This window comes from Methanobacterium formicicum, from assembly GCF_029848115.1.
Classification (GTDB): Archaea; Methanobacteriota; Methanobacteria; order Methanobacteriales; family Methanobacteriaceae; genus Methanobacterium; species Methanobacterium formicicum.
Map to the genome: position 1 here is coordinate 55,241 of NZ_JARVXG010000047.1, position 20,205 is coordinate 75,445.

At 40.5% G+C, this 20,205-nt stretch carries 18 protein-coding genes and 1 pseudogene; 10 read left to right on the top strand and 9 right to left on the bottom strand.

The annotated features are described in order from the left end of the window. Positions 1–10: 10 nt before the first annotated feature. The 4 genes from QC759_RS05940 to cca all read left to right on the top strand — a co-directional run bounded on the left by QC759_RS05940 (position 11) and on the right by cca (position 4,195). Complete coding sequence (locus tag QC759_RS05940) at positions 11–580, top strand: hypothetical protein (RefSeq protein ID WP_048073341.1); 570 nt, start codon at positions 11–13, stop codon at positions 578–580. A 398-nt stretch (positions 581–978) separates the two neighbouring features. Beyond that, the gene (locus QC759_RS05945) at positions 979–1,917 is read left to right on the top strand and encodes a phosphoenolpyruvate carboxykinase (ATP) (RefSeq protein WP_048073342.1); all 939 of its coding nucleotides are present in this window, start codon (positions 979–981) and stop codon (positions 1,915–1,917) included. 211 nt (positions 1,918–2,128) lie between these two features. After that, positions 2,129–2,677, top strand: a complete 549-nt coding sequence (gene thpR / locus QC759_RS05950) for an RNA 2',3'-cyclic phosphodiesterase (RefSeq protein WP_048073343.1) — start codon at positions 2,129–2,131, stop codon at positions 2,675–2,677. A 117-nt stretch (positions 2,678–2,794) separates the two neighbouring features. Beyond that, entirely contained in the window at positions 2,795–4,195 is a 1,401-nt protein-coding gene (gene cca / locus QC759_RS05955) for a CCA tRNA nucleotidyltransferase (RefSeq protein ID WP_052660006.1), read from the top strand. Positions 4,196–4,297: 102 nt separating this feature from the next. On the opposite strand, the gene priS is transcribed toward cca, so the two are convergent. After that, positions 4,298–5,269 (bottom strand): DNA primase catalytic subunit PriS, encoded by a 972-nt coding sequence (gene priS / locus QC759_RS05960; protein ID WP_048073344.1) that lies wholly within the window; start codon positions 5,267–5,269, stop codon positions 4,298–4,300. Between the two features lie 6 nt (positions 5,270–5,275). Beyond that, positions 5,276–6,712, bottom strand: a complete 1,437-nt coding sequence (locus QC759_RS05965) for a DNA primase (protein ID WP_048073345.1) — start codon at positions 6,710–6,712, stop codon at positions 5,276–5,278. Positions 6,713–7,056: 344 nt separating this feature from the next. Here QC759_RS05965 and metG point away from each other — a divergent pair, with 344 nt between their 5' ends. The 4 genes from metG (at position 7,057) to QC759_RS05985 (ending at position 12,321) form a co-directional block, all read left to right on the top strand. Then, entirely contained in the window at positions 7,057–9,081 is a 2,025-nt protein-coding gene (gene metG, locus QC759_RS05970; RefSeq protein ID WP_279845332.1) for a methionine--tRNA ligase, read from the top strand. Between the two features lie 98 nt (positions 9,082–9,179). Further along, entirely contained in the window at positions 9,180–10,745 is a 1,566-nt protein-coding gene (locus QC759_RS05975) for a DUF530 domain-containing protein (RefSeq protein ID WP_048073347.1), read from the top strand. A gap of 94 nt (positions 10,746–10,839) precedes the next feature. After that, on the top strand, positions 10,840–11,343 hold the full coding sequence (locus QC759_RS05980) for a helix-turn-helix domain-containing protein (RefSeq protein ID WP_048073348.1): 504 nt from the start codon (positions 10,840–10,842) through the stop codon (positions 11,341–11,343). A gap of 6 nt (positions 11,344–11,349) precedes the next feature. Next, positions 11,350–12,321: an MraY family glycosyltransferase gene (locus QC759_RS05985; protein WP_048073349.1), complete on the top strand. Its 972-nt coding sequence runs from the start codon at positions 11,350–11,352 to the stop codon at positions 12,319–12,321. Between the two features lie 197 nt (positions 12,322–12,518). Here the strand turns inward: QC759_RS05985 and QC759_RS05990 are convergent, their stop codons facing one another. The 7 genes from QC759_RS05990 to QC759_RS06020 all read right to left on the bottom strand — a co-directional run bounded on the left by QC759_RS05990 (position 12,519) and on the right by QC759_RS06020 (position 17,989). Beyond that, positions 12,519–13,400 (bottom strand): tetratricopeptide repeat protein, encoded by an 882-nt coding sequence (locus QC759_RS05990; RefSeq protein ID WP_048073350.1) that lies wholly within the window; start codon positions 13,398–13,400, stop codon positions 12,519–12,521. A 144-nt stretch (positions 13,401–13,544) separates the two neighbouring features. Further along, a complete protein-coding gene (locus QC759_RS05995) occupies positions 13,545–14,255 on the bottom strand; it encodes an RAD55 family ATPase (protein ID WP_048073351.1) in 711 nt (236 codons plus the stop codon). 75 nt (positions 14,256–14,330) lie between these two features. Next, a complete protein-coding gene (locus tag QC759_RS06000) occupies positions 14,331–15,047 on the bottom strand; it encodes an RAD55 family ATPase (protein WP_048073352.1) in 717 nt (238 codons plus the stop codon). Positions 15,048–15,051: 4 nt separating this feature from the next. Further along, positions 15,052–16,224, bottom strand: coding sequence for an ATPase domain-containing protein (locus tag QC759_RS06005; RefSeq protein WP_048073353.1), 1,173 nt, complete (start codon positions 16,222–16,224; stop codon positions 15,052–15,054). After that, positions 16,221–16,601 carry a roadblock/LC7 domain-containing protein gene (locus QC759_RS06010; RefSeq protein WP_048073354.1) on the bottom strand — a complete coding sequence of 127 codons (381 nt, stop codon included), beginning with the start codon at positions 16,599–16,601 and terminating at the stop codon, positions 16,221–16,223. Before QC759_RS06010 ends, QC759_RS06005 begins: the two co-directional genes overlap by 4 nt. Before the next feature lie 342 nt (positions 16,602–16,943). Next, positions 16,944–17,537, bottom strand: a complete 594-nt coding sequence (locus QC759_RS06015; protein WP_279845335.1) for a hypothetical protein — start codon at positions 17,535–17,537, stop codon at positions 16,944–16,946. Between the two features lie 56 nt (positions 17,538–17,593). Continuing rightward, positions 17,594–17,989, bottom strand: coding sequence for a hypothetical protein (locus QC759_RS06020; RefSeq protein WP_276698636.1), 396 nt, complete (start codon positions 17,987–17,989; stop codon positions 17,594–17,596). A gap of 131 nt (positions 17,990–18,120) precedes the next feature. Here QC759_RS06020 and QC759_RS06025 point away from each other — a divergent pair, with 131 nt between their 5' ends. Both QC759_RS06025 and QC759_RS06030 read left to right on the top strand, forming a co-directional pair. Beyond that, entirely contained in the window at positions 18,121–18,702 is a 582-nt protein-coding gene (locus QC759_RS06025; protein WP_048073355.1) for an RNA-binding protein, read from the top strand. Positions 18,703–19,990: 1,288 nt separating this feature from the next. Next, positions 19,991–20,205 (top strand): annotated as a pseudogene (locus QC759_RS06030) (pseudomurein-binding protein); the annotation flags it as partial.

A 20,205-nucleotide genomic window follows, 5' to 3' on the forward strand; every position in this document is an offset into this window, starting at 1 on the left:
GATTTTAGCATTGTTAATTATTTTAGTAGCCATCATTGGTACTTACGGAGTGATTTATGTCGCAGTTACAAATGTTTTAATGCCTAGTGACTTGGATACCTTTAAATCTGAATTAAGTACAGTTCAGGTGCCGGTGAACAATGATTCTTCCATTAAAGAGATGGAAAATGCAGCGGCTTATACAGAAAGTGCATCTTCACTGGAATATGTATCCCCTAGCGAGCGGAGTGCCGTGGCCAGTAGTATGCGAATATCCAACACACCACCTCCAGAATTTTTCAATCAAAATTTAGAGGTATCTGATCAGTTCTTCAGTTACCGAATGTGGGCCTACACCCTGATATTCCGGGGAGATATTTCCAATGAGTTAAAAAATATTTCCAGTACCCATGAGGAAATTTCCCGTTTGAATAATGAAACTGAATCCCTGAATCAAAAATTGTACACTGATATGGAAAAGGGAGATAGTAAAGCCTACGCTGAAGATTTAAAACTGATTGCCGATAATTTAAAACAGTACAACACAGCCATGGCTGAATTAAAAAACCATCTGGAAACTTTGGTCAATCTCCTGGAATGATTCAATCACATAAGAATATCCCCAGGGTTATCATTCTCCGGGGTGACAATCCCCCAGAACATCTCCAGGAGTGATCATTCTGTTGATCAATCTCCAAGAATATCTCCGGGAGTGATCATTAATAGTCAATTCCATGAAATATCCCGAAATAGGGGCCATTGATATATACTAACCTTTGAAATATTCCTTAACTTTGATGATCCACAAGGTAGGAGAAAAAAATTAAGCCCACCGTAACTATATTTAACTAATAAGTAACAGTAGCCACTGCCACGTAATTAAATATAGTAACCAGTAGCCATTGTCACTTAATATTTAGATCTATAAAATATTCAGATATTTCAATGAGTTACAAAGGAAGAGATTAGTAGGGTAATGTAAGATTCGGGGAATTATACATGTCAGAATACCAGGTGGAGTTAGTAACACCCCACACCAAGGATAGAATGTTGGGTGAACTTAAAAACAGGGTAAAGTTCGAAAGAAAGGCCAATATTCACGGGGCCTGTGTTAAACTCCTTACCGATAATGAAGGTTTTAAGGAAGAATGGGAGGATAACTTCAAGTTCATGAATGAGGATATCCGCCCCCATACTAAGGTCTTTGCCGTGGAAGATGGTGGAGATCTTCAGGTTTTATATGAAACTGTTTCCAAGACCTGCATCATTAAAAACTGTGACTACTATGGCTGGATTAAAAGTATTGCCCTGGCCACTATTTCTGACTTCTTTGAAGAGTACCACTCTGAACACCGGCGATACTCCACCCATGGATCAGCAGTGGACTGTGGTGGCCATGGAATGGCAATTATTGGCCCACCAGGAACTGGAAAAACCACCCTGACCTACGGACTCCTCCAGTACCCTAACTTTAACTACCTATCCGATGACTGGTTCTTCACCAGACTATTTAACAACGCCGCGGTTATTTATTCATCAGAAAAAAACTCATACATACGAGATGACTTGAGCCAGGTGTGGCCGGGTTTTTCCAAAGAGGTGGCCCGTGTCCAGCTGGACAACAAAGGACGAGGCATCGCTGATGTGAACACCCTCTTCCAGGGACGTGTCCGGGAAACCAACACCCTGAAAACTGTGGTTCTTCTGGAGAGAAATGTTTCTAATCCTCCCTTCCGCCAACTTGATCCTGATGAGGCCCTGAAATTCATGCTGGAAAATGATTTCTGCAACCCCCACCAGTTAATAAAGGATGAACGGAAACTCAACCTGAGAAGTGATTTTTTCTATGAATTATTCCAGAGAGTGGATGTTTACTTACTCAACACCGTGGAAACTCCCCAGGAAAGTCTGGACCGTATTAAGAACCTCATCATATAAGGAGAGTAGGTTTGGATAATATTTATCCCAGGAAAAAAGAATATAATCACAGGGAAATCTTTGGAATCACTGCATCTTGAATCACTGAGGAATACCTCATAAATACTGGTTATTCACTGATAATTCCCCATAAAATTCAATTAATTCCTTAAATTAACATTAAAATTTAATTACAGCCAACAAATGACTAGTTATTCAAGCTGGTGATAATATGCGAGCATTTTTAGCAGTTGACGTGGACAGCACTTTAAATTATGAAATTCAGAAAGTACAGAAGGAACTAAAAAAAACTGCCGCCCCATTGAAGATGGTGGAGCCGGAGAACCTGCATTTCACCTTCAAATTTTTTGGAGAAATCTCCCCTACCCAGACTGAAAACATAATCCAGATAACCCAGGACAAACTGGAAAAGTACAAATCCTTTCCCCTGAATATTAAGGGGACGGGAGTATTCCCCAGCATGGGATATATGAGGGTTATCTGGCTGGGAGTTGAAGAACCAGAGCAGTTCTCCCAGCTGCAACGGGATCTTGACCAGGAATTTGTCAAGATGGGATTTAAAAAGGAACGCAGCTACATACCCCACCTAACCATTGCCCGGGTGAAGGGACCACGGAACAAGGAAATTCTGGCCGAAACCGTGCAAAAATTGGAGTCAATCGAGATTGGGCAGATGACCCTGGAGAAGATTGTTTTGAAAAAAAGCGAACTAACCCCGGTGGGTCCTATTTATACCGATATCCAACAATTTTTCATTTAACCATGAACTCAAGAACCTTAAACTAAAGATTTAATCCAATATACAGTTTGATTTAATAAATTAACCCCATAAAAAAAGAAAAACATGGCAAAAAGCCCAGCTTAGAGGTAATTATAAGTGATTGATTTTAACCCAATATTAGAGGATATTGAACCCTCAAAGGAAGAGGTAGTGAAAGTTAGAGGTTTAGCAGATAAATTAAAAGACATAATCAATAAAAATGCTAATAAACTGAACATCAATGCAGAAGCAGTGCTCTTGGGCTCAGTGGCCAAGAACACTTGGCTATCCAATGGTAACTCTGAAGAGGGTAAGGGTCTGGACATTGATGTTTTCATTAAATTCCCCCTCACCACTTCCCTAGATGATCTGAAAAGTCAGGGTCTGGAACTGGCCCATAAATGCGTAGATGAAGCTGATGGGACTTATGAGGAACGTTATGCCTCCCACCCTTACCTTACTGGTTTTATTGAAGGTTATGAGGTGGATTTAGTGCCCTGCTATGACATCACCGATTCCAGTGAACTCAAATCTGCGGTGGACCGCACTCTGCTGCACACCCTATTTGTGGTGGATAATTTAGGGGCAGAACAGACTAGGGAAGTCCGGCTTTTAAAAAGGTTCATGAAGATGGTGGGAACCTACGGCTCGGAGTTCAAGGTGGGTGGATTTTCCGGCTACCTGTGTGAATTGCTGGTTATCCGCTACGGTTCATTTTTGAAGGTTCTGGAAGGTGCAATTGAAGAGTGGAAACCAGGATACAGAATAGATCTTATGAACTTCGGTACCGGGGCCCAATTTAAGGATCCCCTAATAGTGGTGGACCCTACTGACCAGAACCGGAATGTTTCTGCAGCACTGACACTGCAAAAGATGGCTGAATTCAGAGTGGCAGCAGGTAACTTCCTGGAAAACCCTAAAAAATCATATTTTTATCCTAAAACCTTAAAGTATGACCGGGAAACATTGAGGGATGCATTTAAAGAAAGAAAAACCCATTCAGTTCTTCTGGCCTTCCACACCCCGAATATTCCTGCGGATGCCCTACATCCCCAGATCCAGAAGACTGAAAAATCTTTGGTGAAGATCCTGGAAAATGAGGACTTTAAAGTTATGGGGAGTGATTCCTGGAGTGATGAGGAAAACACTTGCATAATACTCCTGGAAATGAACACGTGGAAGTTAACTCCCTTCCGGAAGTACTCGGGACCCACGGTGTGGGATGATGATAACACCACAAGGTTCCTAAAAAAGCATCCCCAATCATGGGTGGAAGGTGAACGATGGTTTACGCTCACCAGAAGGGAATATCAGGATGCAGAGTCCCTTATTCAGGAGACACTCACCCCTGGCGGGATCCGGAATCTCCGTGTGGGTAAACATTTAAAGAAGAAACTACTGGAAAAGTACAATCTGGTGGATGTTCTGGATCTGTTAATTGCTGAAGATGCCGACGAGGATGTGATGAAATTCTTGTACAGTTATCTTCATAAAAATGAGCTTTTAACCCGGGATTAAAGGGGTATTAGCACAATTAACCTCCTAAGCACCATTAACCTGCTAAATAACCCTTAATTTTTTTTTTAAAATAATAAACTCTATTTTAAAAAATAATAAACTCTACTTATCATCCCTTTCGTAAACAAATTTAGGTACTGCATCCTGGAAAGGGTCGAATGTTTCCAAATTCTTGATGAGGGTGGATTTCATGCTCACTCCGGAGTGGAGGGATGATGGTAAGCGGAGTATTCGTTTGAGGTCTATGGAAACCTTGGCATCTACCAGTGTCAGGTTTAAGGAGGCAATACCCTTAACCAACCGGCCGTACCTCACGGGTCCGATTGCTTTGCGGAATATTCCCCACTGGTCATCATGGAGTAATTCACGGTTTTTTATAACTGCCTTTTTTATATCCTTACTGACATCATCGATTTCTGTATCGGGAGTCAGGTTTAACAGGGCCTGTTTTACCCGGTGGGTGAATACCTGGGGGTAGCCAAAGGGTATGGTGAAGTGTTCCAGGTTGTATTTCATTCCGTGGCTGGAGTATTCACTGCGGGGGACATCAGCACCCACTAAATATTTAACGATCTGGCTACGAACATCACTGTCCATGGCCATCACTGCATCATCCAAGACCCTTATATGATAACCACGGCCCGAGTACACTACGTTAATGTTTTTCAGCCCCAGATCTCCCTGAAGGGTGTCCAGCAGCCCCATGACAATATCTTTGGCCTGGTTTAAACATATTTCACAGACGTTATCGCATCCACAGGTTCTTATGGGTATATCCTTGGCATCCACGTCGAAAACTAGTTCTGCCTTTATCCATCCTCCCCTGCGTTTGGGATTGTTGTAAAATGCTACTGATGAATAGGCGGCAAATGGTGTTCTAACCCGCATGAATTTCCTCAGATCATCAGAATTGCGAAACACACGGTAGCGGTCATTGGGTCCGCGGCCTATATGGTCAAAACCGAACTCCCTCTGTATAAGAGTATTGCGAATGAAGTCAGGGACATTTTTAACATCCCATTCTTCCCGGTAGTACTGCCGGCGTTCATTGGGGGTTGCGGGTTTCAGTTCCATAAGTTATCACGCCTCCCCTGGTTTATCTGGTGTTGTTCCACCTTTACCCGGGGAACCGTTATTTTCTTCAACTCCCTCAGAACTATTTTCAGCACTGGCAGTGGTACTTCCTGAATCATCGGCCGGCTTAAGGGTTCTAACTTCCCATAGCATCCGGTTGTAATAACTTAAAGGATTTCCTATCTTTTTACAGACTTCATCGGGTCGGCAAAGATGGGGTAGGTGCAGTTTTATCTTTTCACAGCTCATAGGAGTGTACCAGGTGGTTTCACCTTCGTGTTCCATTTTAAGTTCGGAGTGCATTCCAAATCCCAGTTTGGCATTGATGTTAACCTTTTCCTGGGGCTGGTCCTCAAATAATGGGGGTACGCAGCGCTGGGCAGCTTCGTAAATCAGGGGTAAAATCTCGTTTTGAGTGATCTCCAGCTGTGGGTCCTGATCAGAGACCCGTTTGGACAGGTTCATTCGGAAAACATCGGGGTAGAGTCGGGCGTAGGATACGAAGGGGGTCATGAATAGTACAATGGCATCGTTCCTTCCTCCTGATTTTATACCCTCCAGTGCCTTTTTCACGCAGGGAGGGAATGCCTGGCTGTTTAGTGGTCCGGCCTTCATTGGCCCACCAACACCCCGACCAGAACCATAACCGTAACTCTGCATTGGTTCGGCCAGTATCTCGGCAACCTCTTCAGCCAGTTCAAGAAGAATGGGGTTGGGTTCCACCATGATCCTGGCCTTTTCATGTACCTGTTTGATGTAGTCCTCGGTTTCCTGCATGACCATCTTGACCATGAGGAGTTCCTTGAGTTCATCCCCAATTAAAAGCTGGTACATGCTGCTGGGATTCCGGTGCTTGATCCGTGATCCAAAGCGATCAATGAAGTCCTCCTGGTTAAGTATCAACTCTCCCTGGTCCAGAACCAGTTCGGTGAGCCGTATTTTGCGGGTGCTCAGTAATTCCTGGAAAAATGTCCAGTGAACAGTATCCCCCTTCAGTAAGAGTTGCAGGGATTGGTCCACCATTAACCGGCCTTCCTGTAGGCTTAATTTTCCCAGCCTTTCCTGGACCAGATCCCCCTGGGCTTCAACCATAACCCGTGTTTCACGGGAGTTAGGTCCGAATTTAACCCCGATCGACTGGCACAGTAGATAAAATGAAATAACATCGTATTTGGTTATGGCCTGGTCTGATAAGAATGAATATCGCCGGCTGTTGAATTCCCGGTCATTTTTTTTCTTAACATACCATTCTATCCTTTTCAGGGCCAGCTCCAAGTAGTTGGAGGGTATTTCTTCATCAGCAACTATTTCTTGAGATGGATTACGGGTTACCAGCCTGCGTAGTTCTGGTATGTCCTGAGATATGCCATCAAAGCTGCCCAATTCCCTGACAATATCCTTCCCCTCGGGTGAGAGGGGGTTTAAAAAAGAGATAGAAACCATGATTTAATGTGTTGTTTACCGGGTTAAAAAAATTTATTGTTAGGCTGTTTTAGATATTCTAAGAATCTTTTTTATTATCCAGAATCAATAGTTAAGAAGATGACTGGAAAGTTATTCCTGCCCCGTTTTATTCTCATCTTTTATTGAATATTACCCTTCCTCGAAGGTTAATGGGTAATGGTGTTAACAACACCGCAAGGGGAAGGTAGATTAATGGATAAATCTTATATAGAAATTAGATAAAAATAGATATTATTCTTTATCATCAACTCCAACTGAGTTTTTACTGTAAGATGGTTAATAAATATTTAAAAATAGATATCTAAGGTAAAATATGTTGTATCATGCTTAACAAGGAGATTATAGGAGGAATATCTTTGAGTAAAGATTCAAATAAAGTATTTATCACCTGCGCACTGCCCTACGCCAATGGCCCCTGCCATCTGGGACACCTGCGTTCAACCTACATACCTGCTGATATTTATGCCCGTTATCATCGGATGAAGGGCACTGATGTGCTGTTTGTGTGTGCCACTGATGAACATGGAACACCCATTGCTGTTCAGGCCGAAAAGGAAGGAGTATCACCTCTGGATGTTGCCACCCGCAACTGGGAACTGATCCAAAGGGACCTGGAATTATCAGATATTTCCTTTGATAACTTCTCCCGAACCACCGACCCCCTGCATTATGAAATATCACAGAACTTCTTTTTAGATCTTTACCAGAAAGATTGTATCTACCCTAAAACCATTAAACAGCTTTACTGTTCCCATTGTGAACGTTTCCTCCCGGACCGCTATGTGGAGGGTACCTGCCCTCATTGTGGTGGGGAGGGAGCACGTGGTGACCACTGTGAGACTTGTGGCCGCCACCTGGAACCAGTGCAGCTGGTGGAACCACACTGCCTTATCTGTGACAGTGAACCAGAAGTAAGGGAGTCAGAACAGTACTATTTCCGTTTAAGTCATTTTCAGGATAAACTAAAAGAAGTCATTGATGGTAATCCCGTTTTACCGGCTAATGTCCGTAATTATGCCATGCAATGGATAAATGAGGGCTTGAAGGACTGGATACTCACCAGGGATATGGATTGGGGTATACCTGTCCCCCTGGATGATGCTGAGGGTAAGATAATCTACGTGTGGGGAGAGGCATTTTTGGGATACATCTCTTCCGCTGCACAGTGGGCTCGCCGTGAAAACAAAGCATGGGAGCCCTACTGGGATGATCGGGCGGTGCATTTCATTGGTAAGGATATTATTTACCACCATTCCATATTCTGGCAGGCCATGCTCCTGGCCCATGACTGCAAACTTCCCTATAACATAGTGGCTGGAGAGTACCTTTCACTGGAGGGTCGTAAAATGTCAACCAGTAAGAACTGGGTGATCTGGGCTTCTGATTTCATGGAAAAATTCCATGCAGATCTGTTGCGGTACTACCTGGTGGCCAACGCACCCTTAACCCGGGACACGGACTTCTCCTGGGATGACTTCCAGAGAAGGGTCAATGATGAACTGGCCGATGTGGTGGGGAATTTCATGCACCGTACCTTCTCCTTTACCCACCGGTTCTTCCAGGGAGTCCTACCAGAACCTGGTTCATACAACGAGGATGATCTGGAACTGGTTGAAGAGATCAACGCCACCCCTGGTAGGGTAGCGGAATGTATTGAAAACTTTGATTTCCGGGAAGGTCTTAAAGAGATTGTTAAACTGGCTAAAGTGGGGAATAAATACTTCAACGACCAGGAACCCTGGAAAACTGTCAAGGAAGAAAGTGATAGGGCCGCTACTACCCTTTATCTATGTAATCAGCTGGCCAAGGTGATAAGTATGGTTATAAATCCTTATCTTCCATCTAAATCCATGGAAATGAGGGAAATACTTGGCCTGGAAGATAACTTAAAATGGGAAGAATCAGCTGAATTCCTGGCACCAGGAACCCCCATATCAAAGGCCAAACCATTATTTGCTAAAATTGATGATGATGTAATTGCCCAGGAAAAGGAAACACTGTATAAAAATTTAGAGGAGAAAGAAACCATGGATGATCTAATAAGTATTGATGATTTTGCTAAACTGGACCTGAGGGTGGGTAAAATAATTGGAGCAGAGAAAGTTAAAGGCTCTGACAAACTGCTTAAACTGATGGTAGATGTTAAGGATAAACAGCTACAGGTGGTAGCTGGTTTAGCCACTAAATACTCACCAGAAGAAATACTCAACCAGAAGGTGATCATTCTGGTGAACCTCAAACCAGCCAAACTCTTCGGAATTAAATCCGAGGGAATGGTATTAGCAGCAGGAGATAGTTCCACTCTCTTAACCGCTTCTGACGCTACCATAGGCGAAGGTATAAGGTAGGGGGTTGTAAAACTATTGTGATTAATAAGGATGGAATTACCAGGGAGGGAACTTCCATCTAAAACGGGCTGTGACCGATATAATTATGAAGGAATACCATGAATGAATCTGTACTCATTGGAAAATCCGAGCGTTTTCTGGATCAGATAAAGAGAAGGGAAATTTCATTAAGTGACATGGAAAGCCCGGAAAAATTCCTCTCCCTTTACACTTACCTCAAGAACAACATGGATACCCTCCAGGACATGAGAGAGACCATGGAGATTAAGGGCTATACTGCGCCTTACCGCTCCATTAACAAGTACGGCCGTCCCCTCACCGGTGAAACCAAGGCCGAGGATATGTACGATGTCAGCCGCCACACCCAGTATTTCCGGATGAATGCTGCTGCCAAGAAAAACATCCTGGACAGGGTAAAATCAGCCATGTCCTCCCACAAGATTGCCATTGGACATTTAGAAGAATTTGCCACCTTGGAATGTTCTTCATGCCATAGAAAGTACAGAGGCCATGAAATATCACTCCTAACCCGGGGAAACTGTGAATGTGGTCAGGATAATTTAAGGTTACATGTAAATCAGGAAGGTGTTTATCGCCTGGAAATTATCCCCTTTTTACCCCTTTCTGGAGATTACATGGTTAAACTATCTGATCTAAGCCCCCGGAGCAGGGAAGCCTTTCGTAGTATGGTACGCATCCTGAAACAGGAGAAGAGAGGAATAGTAAAGACAGTTTCCCTGGTTATTAAGGTTATGGAAGATAGCCGCTGGGTCCGGAAGAGGGTGACCATTGATGCCCAGGAAGAGGCCAATTACGAAAAGGAAATTCGCAGCCAGTACGGTTCCAACGCCCGTATTGAAATGATGCAGTTTCACCGCAAGAAACCGTCCATTATAAATGATAAACACGTGCAAACTGCCCTTTCATTGGGCTATGTTAAGTACGCCGAGAATAGGATACTCCAATTTCTGCCGGATCTTCTGGAAAAAACTCTTCATAATAAAGGTAAAGTTGAAGAATACCAGGAAGCCTTGGAAATTTCCAAGATAAAGGCCAATAAATATGATACTGGAGATGACCCCGAGAGTCTTAAAAATTTTTACCTGCAAAAGGAATTAGAGGAAAGGGGTTTACTAAATGGGGACGGAAAACCTGAAGAACCCCTTCAAAATGATTTAAAAGAGAAAAATTTGCTTGAAAAGTCTTTATTCCTTGAAATTCCTCGGATATATATTTTGTGGGATCTCCTACACTACTACTTAACCACCTCCTATGATCGGAGAAATAAGTATTCCGGCCCTTTCCCTTACCTTCGACCGGGTTTGGACACCAATCAGATGAAGGCTTTCCAGGACTTTGAAGTTGATGTGGTGAGGATTATGCAGGAATACCTTTCAGAAAACATCACCTACATACCCCACATGGGAAGGGTGCTGGCCCAAAAATTTTCCGTGGAAAAAAAGATGAAAGGTCTCCACCTGCAGATGGGACCTGCCCTGGGTGCTGCTCTGCTTTCCAGTGAGGGAAACCTGCCGGTAGCAAAAGCAGCCGAACTATTTTCTATAGAAGTTGAAGATGTTTTGAAGGGTAAAGAGACCCTGGGCACCCTGCAAAGACCAGCTAGTTCCCGGGCCAAACAGTTCATGGCCATGATGAAAAAGTAAATATTATTAATCATTTTTTTAGACACCCCATCCTGATTTATTTAGAAAATGTTTTTATGAATTGGGTTCTTATGGATTAATGAATAGAGAATAAATGATCTCACTGGGAAGTGGTTCTTTATTGAAAGATGATAACACGGTAAAAGAAGAAATTTACGTGAATAAACCACTATCATTCAGCAGGATCATGGAATTACTGGAGGAATACCCTCATCTAAAGAAGATTACAATTCCCACTAGTCTGTTCGCACGAATCTCACCAAAGTACCTCCAGGCCTTAGAAGAACTGGGAGTTACTGTTGTATCCATAGAAAAGAAAGGCAGACCCAAAAAGTACAGTGAAAAAGACACTCACAAAGTACATGATTTATTAAAATCAGGATATTCACCACGTGAAATATCAGAAAATCTGAATATACCACTTAAAACTATTTATTACCTTAAAAAATCCCCCCTTAAACCAGGGAGGAAAAATAAATACACTACAGATACAGTTAATGAAGTTAAAAATCTATATAAACAGGGAGTTTCAGCTAAGGATATCTCTTCAAAACTCGATATTCCCCTTAGAACTGTGTACTCCCTCTTAAAACGGTGATGAAAAATGGAACCCAATCTTATACTTCTCTACCAGAATCTATTTTTGACCTCGGCTATCTGTGCCCTGGTGGCCTTTCTGGTAACTTTTCTGAGTATGCCTCGCCTTATTAAGAAATTAAAGGCTGCCGATATTGTGGGTCGAGACATTCATAAACCATCCAAACCCGCGGTGGCAGAAATGGGTGGTATTGGTATTCTTTTTGGATTTATTATCGGGATATTTCTGGGTATTTATTTCTATCCAGAGTTGCAGTTCCAGCTCACTATAACTCTACTGGTGATCCTCCTGGTAGGTTTGGTGGGAATGGTGGATGATTTGGTAATGTTGTCTTCCAAGGAAAAGCTTATACTTCTCTGGCTGGCAGGTTTGCCCCTTATATGGATTGCTCCGCCTAACGTGGACCTTATCTACCTTTTACTCATCCCCATTGCAGTTACCATTGCCGCCAATCTCACCAACATGTTGGCCGGGTTAAATGGAATTGAATCTGGCCTGGGTGCCATTGCCATGACCTCGCTGAGTATTGCCTGTATTATCATGGGCAAGTACGATGTGGCGGTAATCAGTATGTGTATGCTAGGATCCCTCCTGGCTTTCCTTTACTACAACCGACACCCATCCAATGTTTTCCCGGGAGATGTAGGTACACTCATCATTGGAGCAACCATTGTAGTCGTGGCCTTTATTGGCCGGGTACGAATCATTGCCCTGATTGTACTCATACCCAACATAATCGATATGTTGCTCAAGCTCCACAGTGCGGGGGTCATGGAAAGACAACAACACCAGCCCACCCAGGTGGGAGAAGATGGGAAACTGATGGCACCAGAGACTGGTTTTAATTCACTGATCCGCTGGATATTAAAACGGCCCATGGAAGAGAAAGATGTGGTTAAAATCGTATGGTTAATTGGATTAATCTTTGGAGCACTGGGAATAATCCTGGCCTACATCTTAAAGGCACGTATGTTCTAAAAAATCAAAGTACTTATTTTTTTTTAAAAAACCACTTTTTTCCATATTTTTTTGTTTAATTTAATTAAAAACAATATTGTTATATTAATATACAAAATAGCAGAATCAGGGATTAATGGTCGAGAAAATAGTAACCCCGTTGATATAAGCTTAATTTGAAAATTCCAGTAAAAATGAGAAATAAGGTAGATGTAAAATCAGTCATATATTGAGTTTAAAAGTTCTAAAGCTGCCTTTTCAAGAACCGGATCATCTAAACCATGTATTATGTCCATGGACTGGCGAAGATATTCAGAACCTTCATTTACATCACCCAGTAAAAAATATGCCGTTCCCATCAGCAACCGAGAAATTGATTCACCCTTTTTATCACCAATTCTCTGGAAGAAATTGAGGGATTTATGGAAAAAATCCAGGGCTTTTTTGGTTTTTTCTGCTTTAAGGGAAACATCACCCATTATCAGGAGTAAAGCTGCTTCCCCTTTTTTATCATCAATACTGCTCGCCATTTGATAGGCTTCTTCCAGATGGAACATGGGATTTTCATATTTCTGGTAAGTGCCATAAACTGCTGATTCATCCAGAAGTACAATAATATCATCCAGCCTAGTTCCCAGTTTTATATAATCTATGGACTCCTCAGGCTCAGATGATTCATCAGATACCTTTAATCCCATGGGAACTGTCTTATTAACTTTTTTATCTTTTATTTTTTCCAGTTGAGCTTCACATTCCTCAATTTTAGCTGAAACTTCTGCTTCAAGTGGTATTTTAAGAGTGGAACTTATTTTTAACGAGTTATGGTAATGTTCTAAAGCGTTAGAAAGATCATCAATATTCCGATACACATCACCGATTAAATCATGAATAGTAGCTTCTTGCTCATCAAAACCTAATTCATGGTATATTTCCACAGATTTTTCTAAAAATCCTATGGTATTATCTGTATCTCCATTTTCGTAGTGAATTGTTGCAATTTCTACCATTAAATTAGCTTCAGCCTCCTGATATTCCCAAAGCTGTTCTAAAAGTATTTTGAGAGAATCACCATACTCATCTTTTCCCTTAAAAAGTTCCATAGCAAATTCCTCCCCATCTTCACACTGAACTCTATATTTAATAACTGTACAAGTGCCTTCTGGCTCTTACTCCAAATCATAATCCTGCGGTTAACTACACGGTCATTTTATGGGATATATTAAGTTTTGAAAATTCACTTTTACTCACAGAATTTCCCCTTCTCCCAAAACTATTCCCTGGTCGGTGATATCATATTTGGCAGTTCCCATCAAGTCATAACTTGATTTAAATGTCATATAACTCCCATCAAGCATTATGACATTGTCGACTATTGATTTGAGTATTCTTTCTGTGCCTGGGGAGGCAACTCCTTCAGTATAATTAACCAGTACTGTGGCCCCTGCTTCCTTCAGGCGTCTTAGGTACGTTTTCAAAAAACGAACAACCATTGGTTCCGGGTTAAAAACAAAGGGGGTGGTTAATGAATCAAAAACAGAACGAAATTCATTGGATTTTTTAAAAACAAAACGAGTCCCCAACCCAACTTTAACCATTAGATCAGTGGGGTCATTAATTTTGGAAGAAGCATAAGTTGCAGTATTTTCCACACGTACTCCAGATAGGGAAGATATTGAATCAATAACGTATAAAAGTTCCTCATCAATAAAACCCTGCAAAAACCATCCAAAATCCATCATATTCTGGGTTAATTGTTTTATTCCATCATCAGTGGTGATGTACAGACAGGGCTCCTTGAGGTCCAATCCATGGTAGGCAAATTGATAGGAAAAAATAGATTTACCCACCTTGGGGGGTCCGTAAACCAGAGTGGTGGTGTTCTGAGGAAATCCTTCCCCATCATTTAATGATAATAATTCATCTAAGCCCGGTATACCAGTTTCAATCATACTCATTGTATCGAATTCTCCTATATGAAATTTATTTTAGTAAATGGGCTGTTATCCTGTAATATTATTACTTTCAATATTTCATTCCTCTTTACCGAGGATAAGGCCTTCTTCGGTTATTTCGTAGGGGGCTTTCTTCTGCCCTAACCCCTTCATGGACTCAATAACCAGTGTTTCCCCATCCACCTTGATGATATTATCGGCCATGGATTTGATAATTATTTCCGTTCGGGGATCGGCTGATCCTTGAGTATGGGTGATTATCGCTGTGCCCCCTGCTTCCTTCACCCGTAATATGTAACTTTTTAACACCCTCATTATCAGCATTTCATCATTGGATTCAAGTATGGCAGTTATTGAATCCACAACACCGCGAAAACGAGGATTATTTTGAGATATGGAATTGATTCCCCGGCTAACCTTAACCAGTATATCTGTGGGGTTTTTAACATGGGATGATTGGTGAGTGGGAGAGTCTTCCATTTTTTCCCCATAGGAGGCATCTATTACCTGCAACATATTACCCTCCATGTATTCCTGGAGGGAAAATCCTAGGTCTTCCATATTGTGGTAAATAGTGGAGAAGTTCTGGTCAGTGGTTAAATATAAGCAGGGTTCATCGGTACTTAGCCCCTCATAAGTGAAACTATGGCAGAACAAAGATTTACCCACGCCTACCGGACCATATAATAGTGTTATTGTGTTTTCAGGGATTCCTCCCAGGGCAAAGCCTAGATCATCACCGGGTACTGTCAATTCATCGAAACCAGTTATTCCAGAGGTAATGCGAACGATCATTTATTCACCTGTACAGTATTTCTAACAGTGCATCTATGGCTTCATCAATTCCTTCATTCTTAAGTATGCTAACTGGAATTATGGGAATACTAGAGTCAATTCTCATTGCCTTCCTTATTTCATCCGGTGTTAGTGAGTTTGGTAGGTCCTGTTTATTGGCCACAATTACTTTAGGTATGGCCTCAGCCTTGCATTTTTTTATCATTTCTTTAGCACGGGGAAATGTATGAGGATCGGTAGAATCCACCAGGATAAATGCTCCCACTGCTTCTTTGGAAAGTAAATCAAGTATAAGATCAAAACGTTCCTGTCCTGGTGTTCCGAAAACATCGGCAACAAATCCTTTGTGCTCCATATGGCCGATGTCCATGGCGACCGTGGTGGGAACCTGTCCCAAGGCCATTTTGTCAACAGAAACCGAATTTGGGGCAATATTTTTAACAAAACTTGATTTTCCTGCATTATATGGTCCCGTTACCAGGATCTTGGGTATGAAAATCTTCACTCCACCCGGGCGCAGAATGTTGAAAAGTACCATGCTACTGGAGGGTGTGGTCCAGGTTGCTCCGGTAACCATGAATCCCTGCCCAATAATGACTCTCTCTTCAATGGTACTCAGGTTAACCAGACAATCCATTGAATCCTTTATTTCATCAATTAAATCAGTTTCATAATCCCATTCTGTGAATATATAGAGTAAAATAGTTTTATTTTCACGGGCAGCCTTATTCCATTTTTTTATGATACCCACAGTTTCCCCGGGATCAAGATAATCTATAAGTGCCGAAAGATTATTTATAACTCCTACTCCATCCGGGACATCAGTTATTGCTGTATGAACCACTTTTTCTATCTGTGAATAATCTTCTATGGAATATTTACCCATCACTGGGACCCCTATGAAATACGAGCTTCCGTCCACAAAAAAGGCTTGGCCATCTTCCATTTCTTTTTCTAGATCCCATCCAAATTTCTCGAATTCATAAAGAATGGAGCTCGGTTCCGTTACATTGGTGAAAATGAAGCCATGATCCCCTTCTTCTAATCTGCTTTGCAGGGTTTGATATCCAAAAGCCTCACATTCAACACCGGGGTCAGCATAGAACAGTACAGATGAACCTTCGGGTATCCCCCCACCCAAAAAATCATCCAGTTTGGGAATGTGAGTTTTCTTCATTTAGACTCACCCATGACCTGATTTACTTCCTGGGCTATTGATTCCATTTCCACCAGTATGAGCCCTAGTTGAGCTTCTGGTTCGGTTAAGGCAGTTAAAATTGCTTTGGCACCGGCAGGCATTAATACAATGGTTCCTTTATCAGTTTTTACCGATACCTGACTAACTCCACCGGTGGCCATTTGCCCAGAGGCGGCCTCCGCCGCACCCATAATGGTGGAACAGAGTGCCGAGAAAATGCGGGCATCAACATCAGGGGGTGTTCTGGAGTTGATTAACAGCCCCTCTTTAGATACTATTCCACATGCTTTTATCTGCCCCACCTGCATTAGGGCTGTAAGCGTGTCATCTAATTGTTCTTTCTTAGTCTTGGCCATGAACTTCCCTCTTTTTTGATAATTCACTACCAGTGTATGTTAATTTAATTAAATTGAGTAGATGGATAACTGAAACAGCATGTGTTAAGCTGTAAATGTTACCAATAGGCATTTCAATTCTATTATTAAGTTGTCTTTCATATGGTTATAAATTTTTTATAATTTCAGTAAAAATTTCATTGTTTAATTAAAACTTATTAAACCGCAAAACAAAAAAAAAGAGTTCTAGTTATTGACTTCAACTTTTATCCATGGCAATGAGCTCAATTCTCATAAATCACCTTCATCCCTTGGGAAAAATCATTGCTTACCACCGGGGCATGCAAAAAGTTATCAAAAATTTTACTGCCACTGGACATTTGCCGTGGTGAACATGTATTTCTGGGAAAAAGCAGGATTGTACATAGAATTGGTAAGATTTTCTGTATTAAATGATTCTGTAATTTTCTTACGGGCCTGAAAATTGATTCTATCACCTAAACAGTTTCTATCAGTTTTATCAGGAACCGATGGTGCAGATGCATAAATTTTTAACTGAATTTTAGTCTTCTGATAACTCTGATTAAAACCCTGGTTTAAATAGGTGATCTTAACTATCTTTACTCCAGATGGATTCAACAGCCGTTGATGCTCCCGTTGATAGGCACGAAATGTATCTTCAGGATATATGGCCAGGCTATCTGATGTTGCTCCCTGTAATGCCCCCGCCCGGGCTGCACTCATGGCCTGGTTAAGTTCTCCGGCGTTACTGAGACTCAGGGCCATGGGCATCAATACTAGAACACTAAAACCAACAACCAGTAGAAATTCAATGGGTAGTTGTCCTTTTTTATCCAGCAAAATATACTCATTCACTAACATGAACTGTTTTATCCTCAGAGGAAAGTTAATAAAGGGTATTTTTATTAAAAACAGTTTTTTAAGAACCATATTCATTATTACCCCCATGTTTTAATTTGATAGAGTAATAAAAATGTAAAAGTATTTCTTTCCTAAAATATTACCACAATATTACGTTTACCCTCCTTTACATTGCGAAGTGTGTAATTAGTGTTTGGCCGCATAATCACTTCATTTTGATTTTGAGCATAGTCTGATATTTTTTTGGAAAAAGAATAGGAGTAACCAGTCCATCCACCCACATCAATCCTAACCCCAGATTGATTTACTTTAACCTGGTACGGAGACCCTTCAATATTACCCGGCATTTCTATTCTTATTTCATGACCTTCCCCTGCAGCATAAACCTCTTCAATGGCAGAAGCAACTTTTTCTGATATTAAACGTGCCTGAACTGCTTCATCAGACTTTTCAACTGTTTCTAACCTTATCTGGACTGTTCCCAGGATACCGCCAACCACCACTAGAAGGAGAAACAGTGATAACACGAAATCCACATTAAGACTGGCCCTGCTATCTATGGTAATAGATGAACCCATAAATTTATTAATATCATACTATTATTAATACTTATGCTATGACTCCTCCTACTAAGTATGAGGGGGGCGGGGGTTATAGAATGAAAAGTAATGAACAGTTAGAAAAAGATGTTGTTGTTCTGTTGGTAAAATTTAAAGAAGAAATGGATGAAAATGGCCCGAAAATGATGAAACCAGAAATTTTGGGGATGGAAGAAATTGAAAAAACCTTCAATCACATTGGAATCTGGTTTTATATTATGCAATCAGAATATTTTGACACAGTAACCGTGGAAATGGATTCTGATCCTGCCAAAGCCATTGAAGAACTAAGAAAAACTCCTACCGTGGCTATTAAAAGGGCAATACCCTTGGATTCCATAGTATCCTCACCGCCTGAGCTAGTAATTAACACTATTCAGAAACTGGTACAGGTCAAGGTTGCCAAAAATGAATCGTTTACCGTGAAGTGTGAGTTAAGGGACAATGGTTACACGTTGAGGGATATGGAGAATCTGAATTCTGCTGATTTACTCTCCAGTCAGGTAGCCAGTATATTGTGTCGTGAGCTGGATCTGGAACACGATGATCGGGATTCTGACTGGATAGTACAGATAGAAGAATTGGGTGATACCACTGGAATTGCAGTTTGCCGGTGGGAAAATATTTTAATTAAAAATTAATATTTAATTAATATTACATTTTTTACTCATTTTTTGTTAATGGATAGAATCCTAATGAGATGATAACCATATTATCCATAATTAATAATTTGATAAATGACCTCAAAACTCTCATTGATAATGTTTCAACAATTACTGGTATTTTTTCTCCATTTTAGCTGTGATATTCACGATAATAATCATATTATTAGAACCCTACTCTTTGGTGATCCCGTAGGAGGATGGCCTTCAACTATGAGTTTCATATTGTTTTTAGGAAGAATACAGCTTTTTCTATTGATATATAGGACAGTACTTATCAAAAACATATCTTGAAACAAAAAACAGGCCATTATACATATGCAAAGAAACAAATATCGAAATGGTTTGATAAAATGGATTTTCAGTTAAAATCACTAATTTAATATTCTACCGCAAAATATTTAGACATAGTGTATTCCTAATGATGAAGTGCTGTTCCTGTATTTAAAAAAACTCAACTTAAATAATAATTAATTAAAAAGTTTATGGTAATTACTAACAATTAAAAATAAAGGTTATTTACCATTTTAAACTTTAAAATTAATTCAAGAGTTAATTGGACAGTAATTAATCATATAAAGATGCATGTATTCATTATATTTCTCTTTTAAAGAAAAAAAGCCATTATTTAGACTATTAAATTACACGGTCCATTCACTTAATGATTAAAGATAGTCCCCAATAGTATAATGGCTTTAAATAGTTATTCTTTTTATAAATAAAACATAATTGTGGCTGAATCATTTAAAAAACAAATGAATAACGCCTGTTTACACTCAACTTTTCAAAACCTTTAGAATAGCCCCTAAATTTAAAATAAGACTTTAAATTGACTTTTTTTAAAAAAATAGATGAAAATGTTTATATAGTATGGTGAATGATCATTTGTTGTCCAAAAACGTCTGATGATTTTTTTGAAGATGTTAGAGGACATGGAGGCGGTAAAATTAATAGAAAAATATTGTTCGCAGTGTTAATTTTAGTAATTACACTGTCAAGTATTAGTGGGATATACGCAACGAGTGAAATGGATTATAAAAACTCGACCACTAACAACACTACTAATTATAGCCTAGACTCAACTAGTACTAACACAAATAATATATCTCAAACAAACAACACATCTCAAACAAACACTGAATCAAATAGCAGTAGTGGGAACAGTACAGTTCAATCAAACTCGGATTCTGATAGTAATAATAATTTTGCTGCAGGAGAACCCACAACAACTTTCACCATAGACCAAATAAAAGCCAGTGCATCTTATGTGAGAAATTACATAGAAACATACAACCAACTACCCGATTACGTACTAATCGGCACTACCCATGTTACTATGTCACAATTCTTAGAACTACTAGCAACAGCCACCATACAAATCAACAACGGAAACTACAAACCCATACCGTTACAGAATTTCGCCGCTCCAACCAATCCACTAGAATCAATAGTCTCCGGAAACATTCCCAAAACAGAATACCT

Coding starts and splice junctions, on each gene's coding strand:
- QC759_RS05990 (WP_048073350.1), bottom strand. CDS start 13,400: ATGGAACTTTTTAAGGGAAAAGATGAGTATGGTGATTCTCTCAAAATA.
- QC759_RS06005 (WP_048073353.1), bottom strand. CDS start 16,224: ATGAAGAAAACTCACATTCCCAAACTGGATGATTTTTTGGGTGGGGGG.
- QC759_RS05995 (WP_048073351.1), bottom strand. CDS start 14,255: ATGAGTATGATTGAAACTGGTATACCGGGCTTAGATGAATTATTATCA.
- QC759_RS06010 (WP_048073354.1), bottom strand. CDS start 16,601: ATGGCCAAGACTAAGAAAGAACAATTAGATGACACGCTTACAGCCCTA.
- thpR (WP_048073343.1), top strand. CDS start 2,129: ATGCGAGCATTTTTAGCAGTTGACGTGGACAGCACTTTAAATTATGAA.
- QC759_RS05985 (WP_048073349.1), top strand. CDS start 11,350: ATGGAACCCAATCTTATACTTCTCTACCAGAATCTATTTTTGACCTCG.
- QC759_RS05980 (WP_048073348.1), top strand. CDS start 10,840: ATGATCTCACTGGGAAGTGGTTCTTTATTGAAAGATGATAACACGGTA.
- QC759_RS06015 (WP_279845335.1), bottom strand. CDS start 17,537: ATGAATATGGTTCTTAAAAAACTGTTTTTAATAAAAATACCCTTTATT.
- QC759_RS05945 (WP_048073342.1), top strand. CDS start 979: ATGTCAGAATACCAGGTGGAGTTAGTAACACCCCACACCAAGGATAGA.
- priS (WP_048073344.1), bottom strand. CDS start 5,269: ATGGAACTGAAACCCGCAACCCCCAATGAACGCCGGCAGTACTACCGG.
- QC759_RS05975 (WP_048073347.1), top strand. CDS start 9,180: ATGAATGAATCTGTACTCATTGGAAAATCCGAGCGTTTTCTGGATCAG.
- QC759_RS05965 (WP_048073345.1), bottom strand. CDS start 6,712: ATGGTTTCTATCTCTTTTTTAAACCCCCTCTCACCCGAGGGGAAGGAT.
- metG (WP_279845332.1), top strand. CDS start 7,057: ATGCTTAACAAGGAGATTATAGGAGGAATATCTTTGAGTAAAGATTCA.
- QC759_RS06000 (WP_048073352.1), bottom strand. CDS start 15,047: ATGATCGTTCGCATTACCTCTGGAATAACTGGTTTCGATGAATTGACA.
- QC759_RS06025 (WP_048073355.1), top strand. CDS start 18,121: ATGAAAAGTAATGAACAGTTAGAAAAAGATGTTGTTGTTCTGTTGGTA.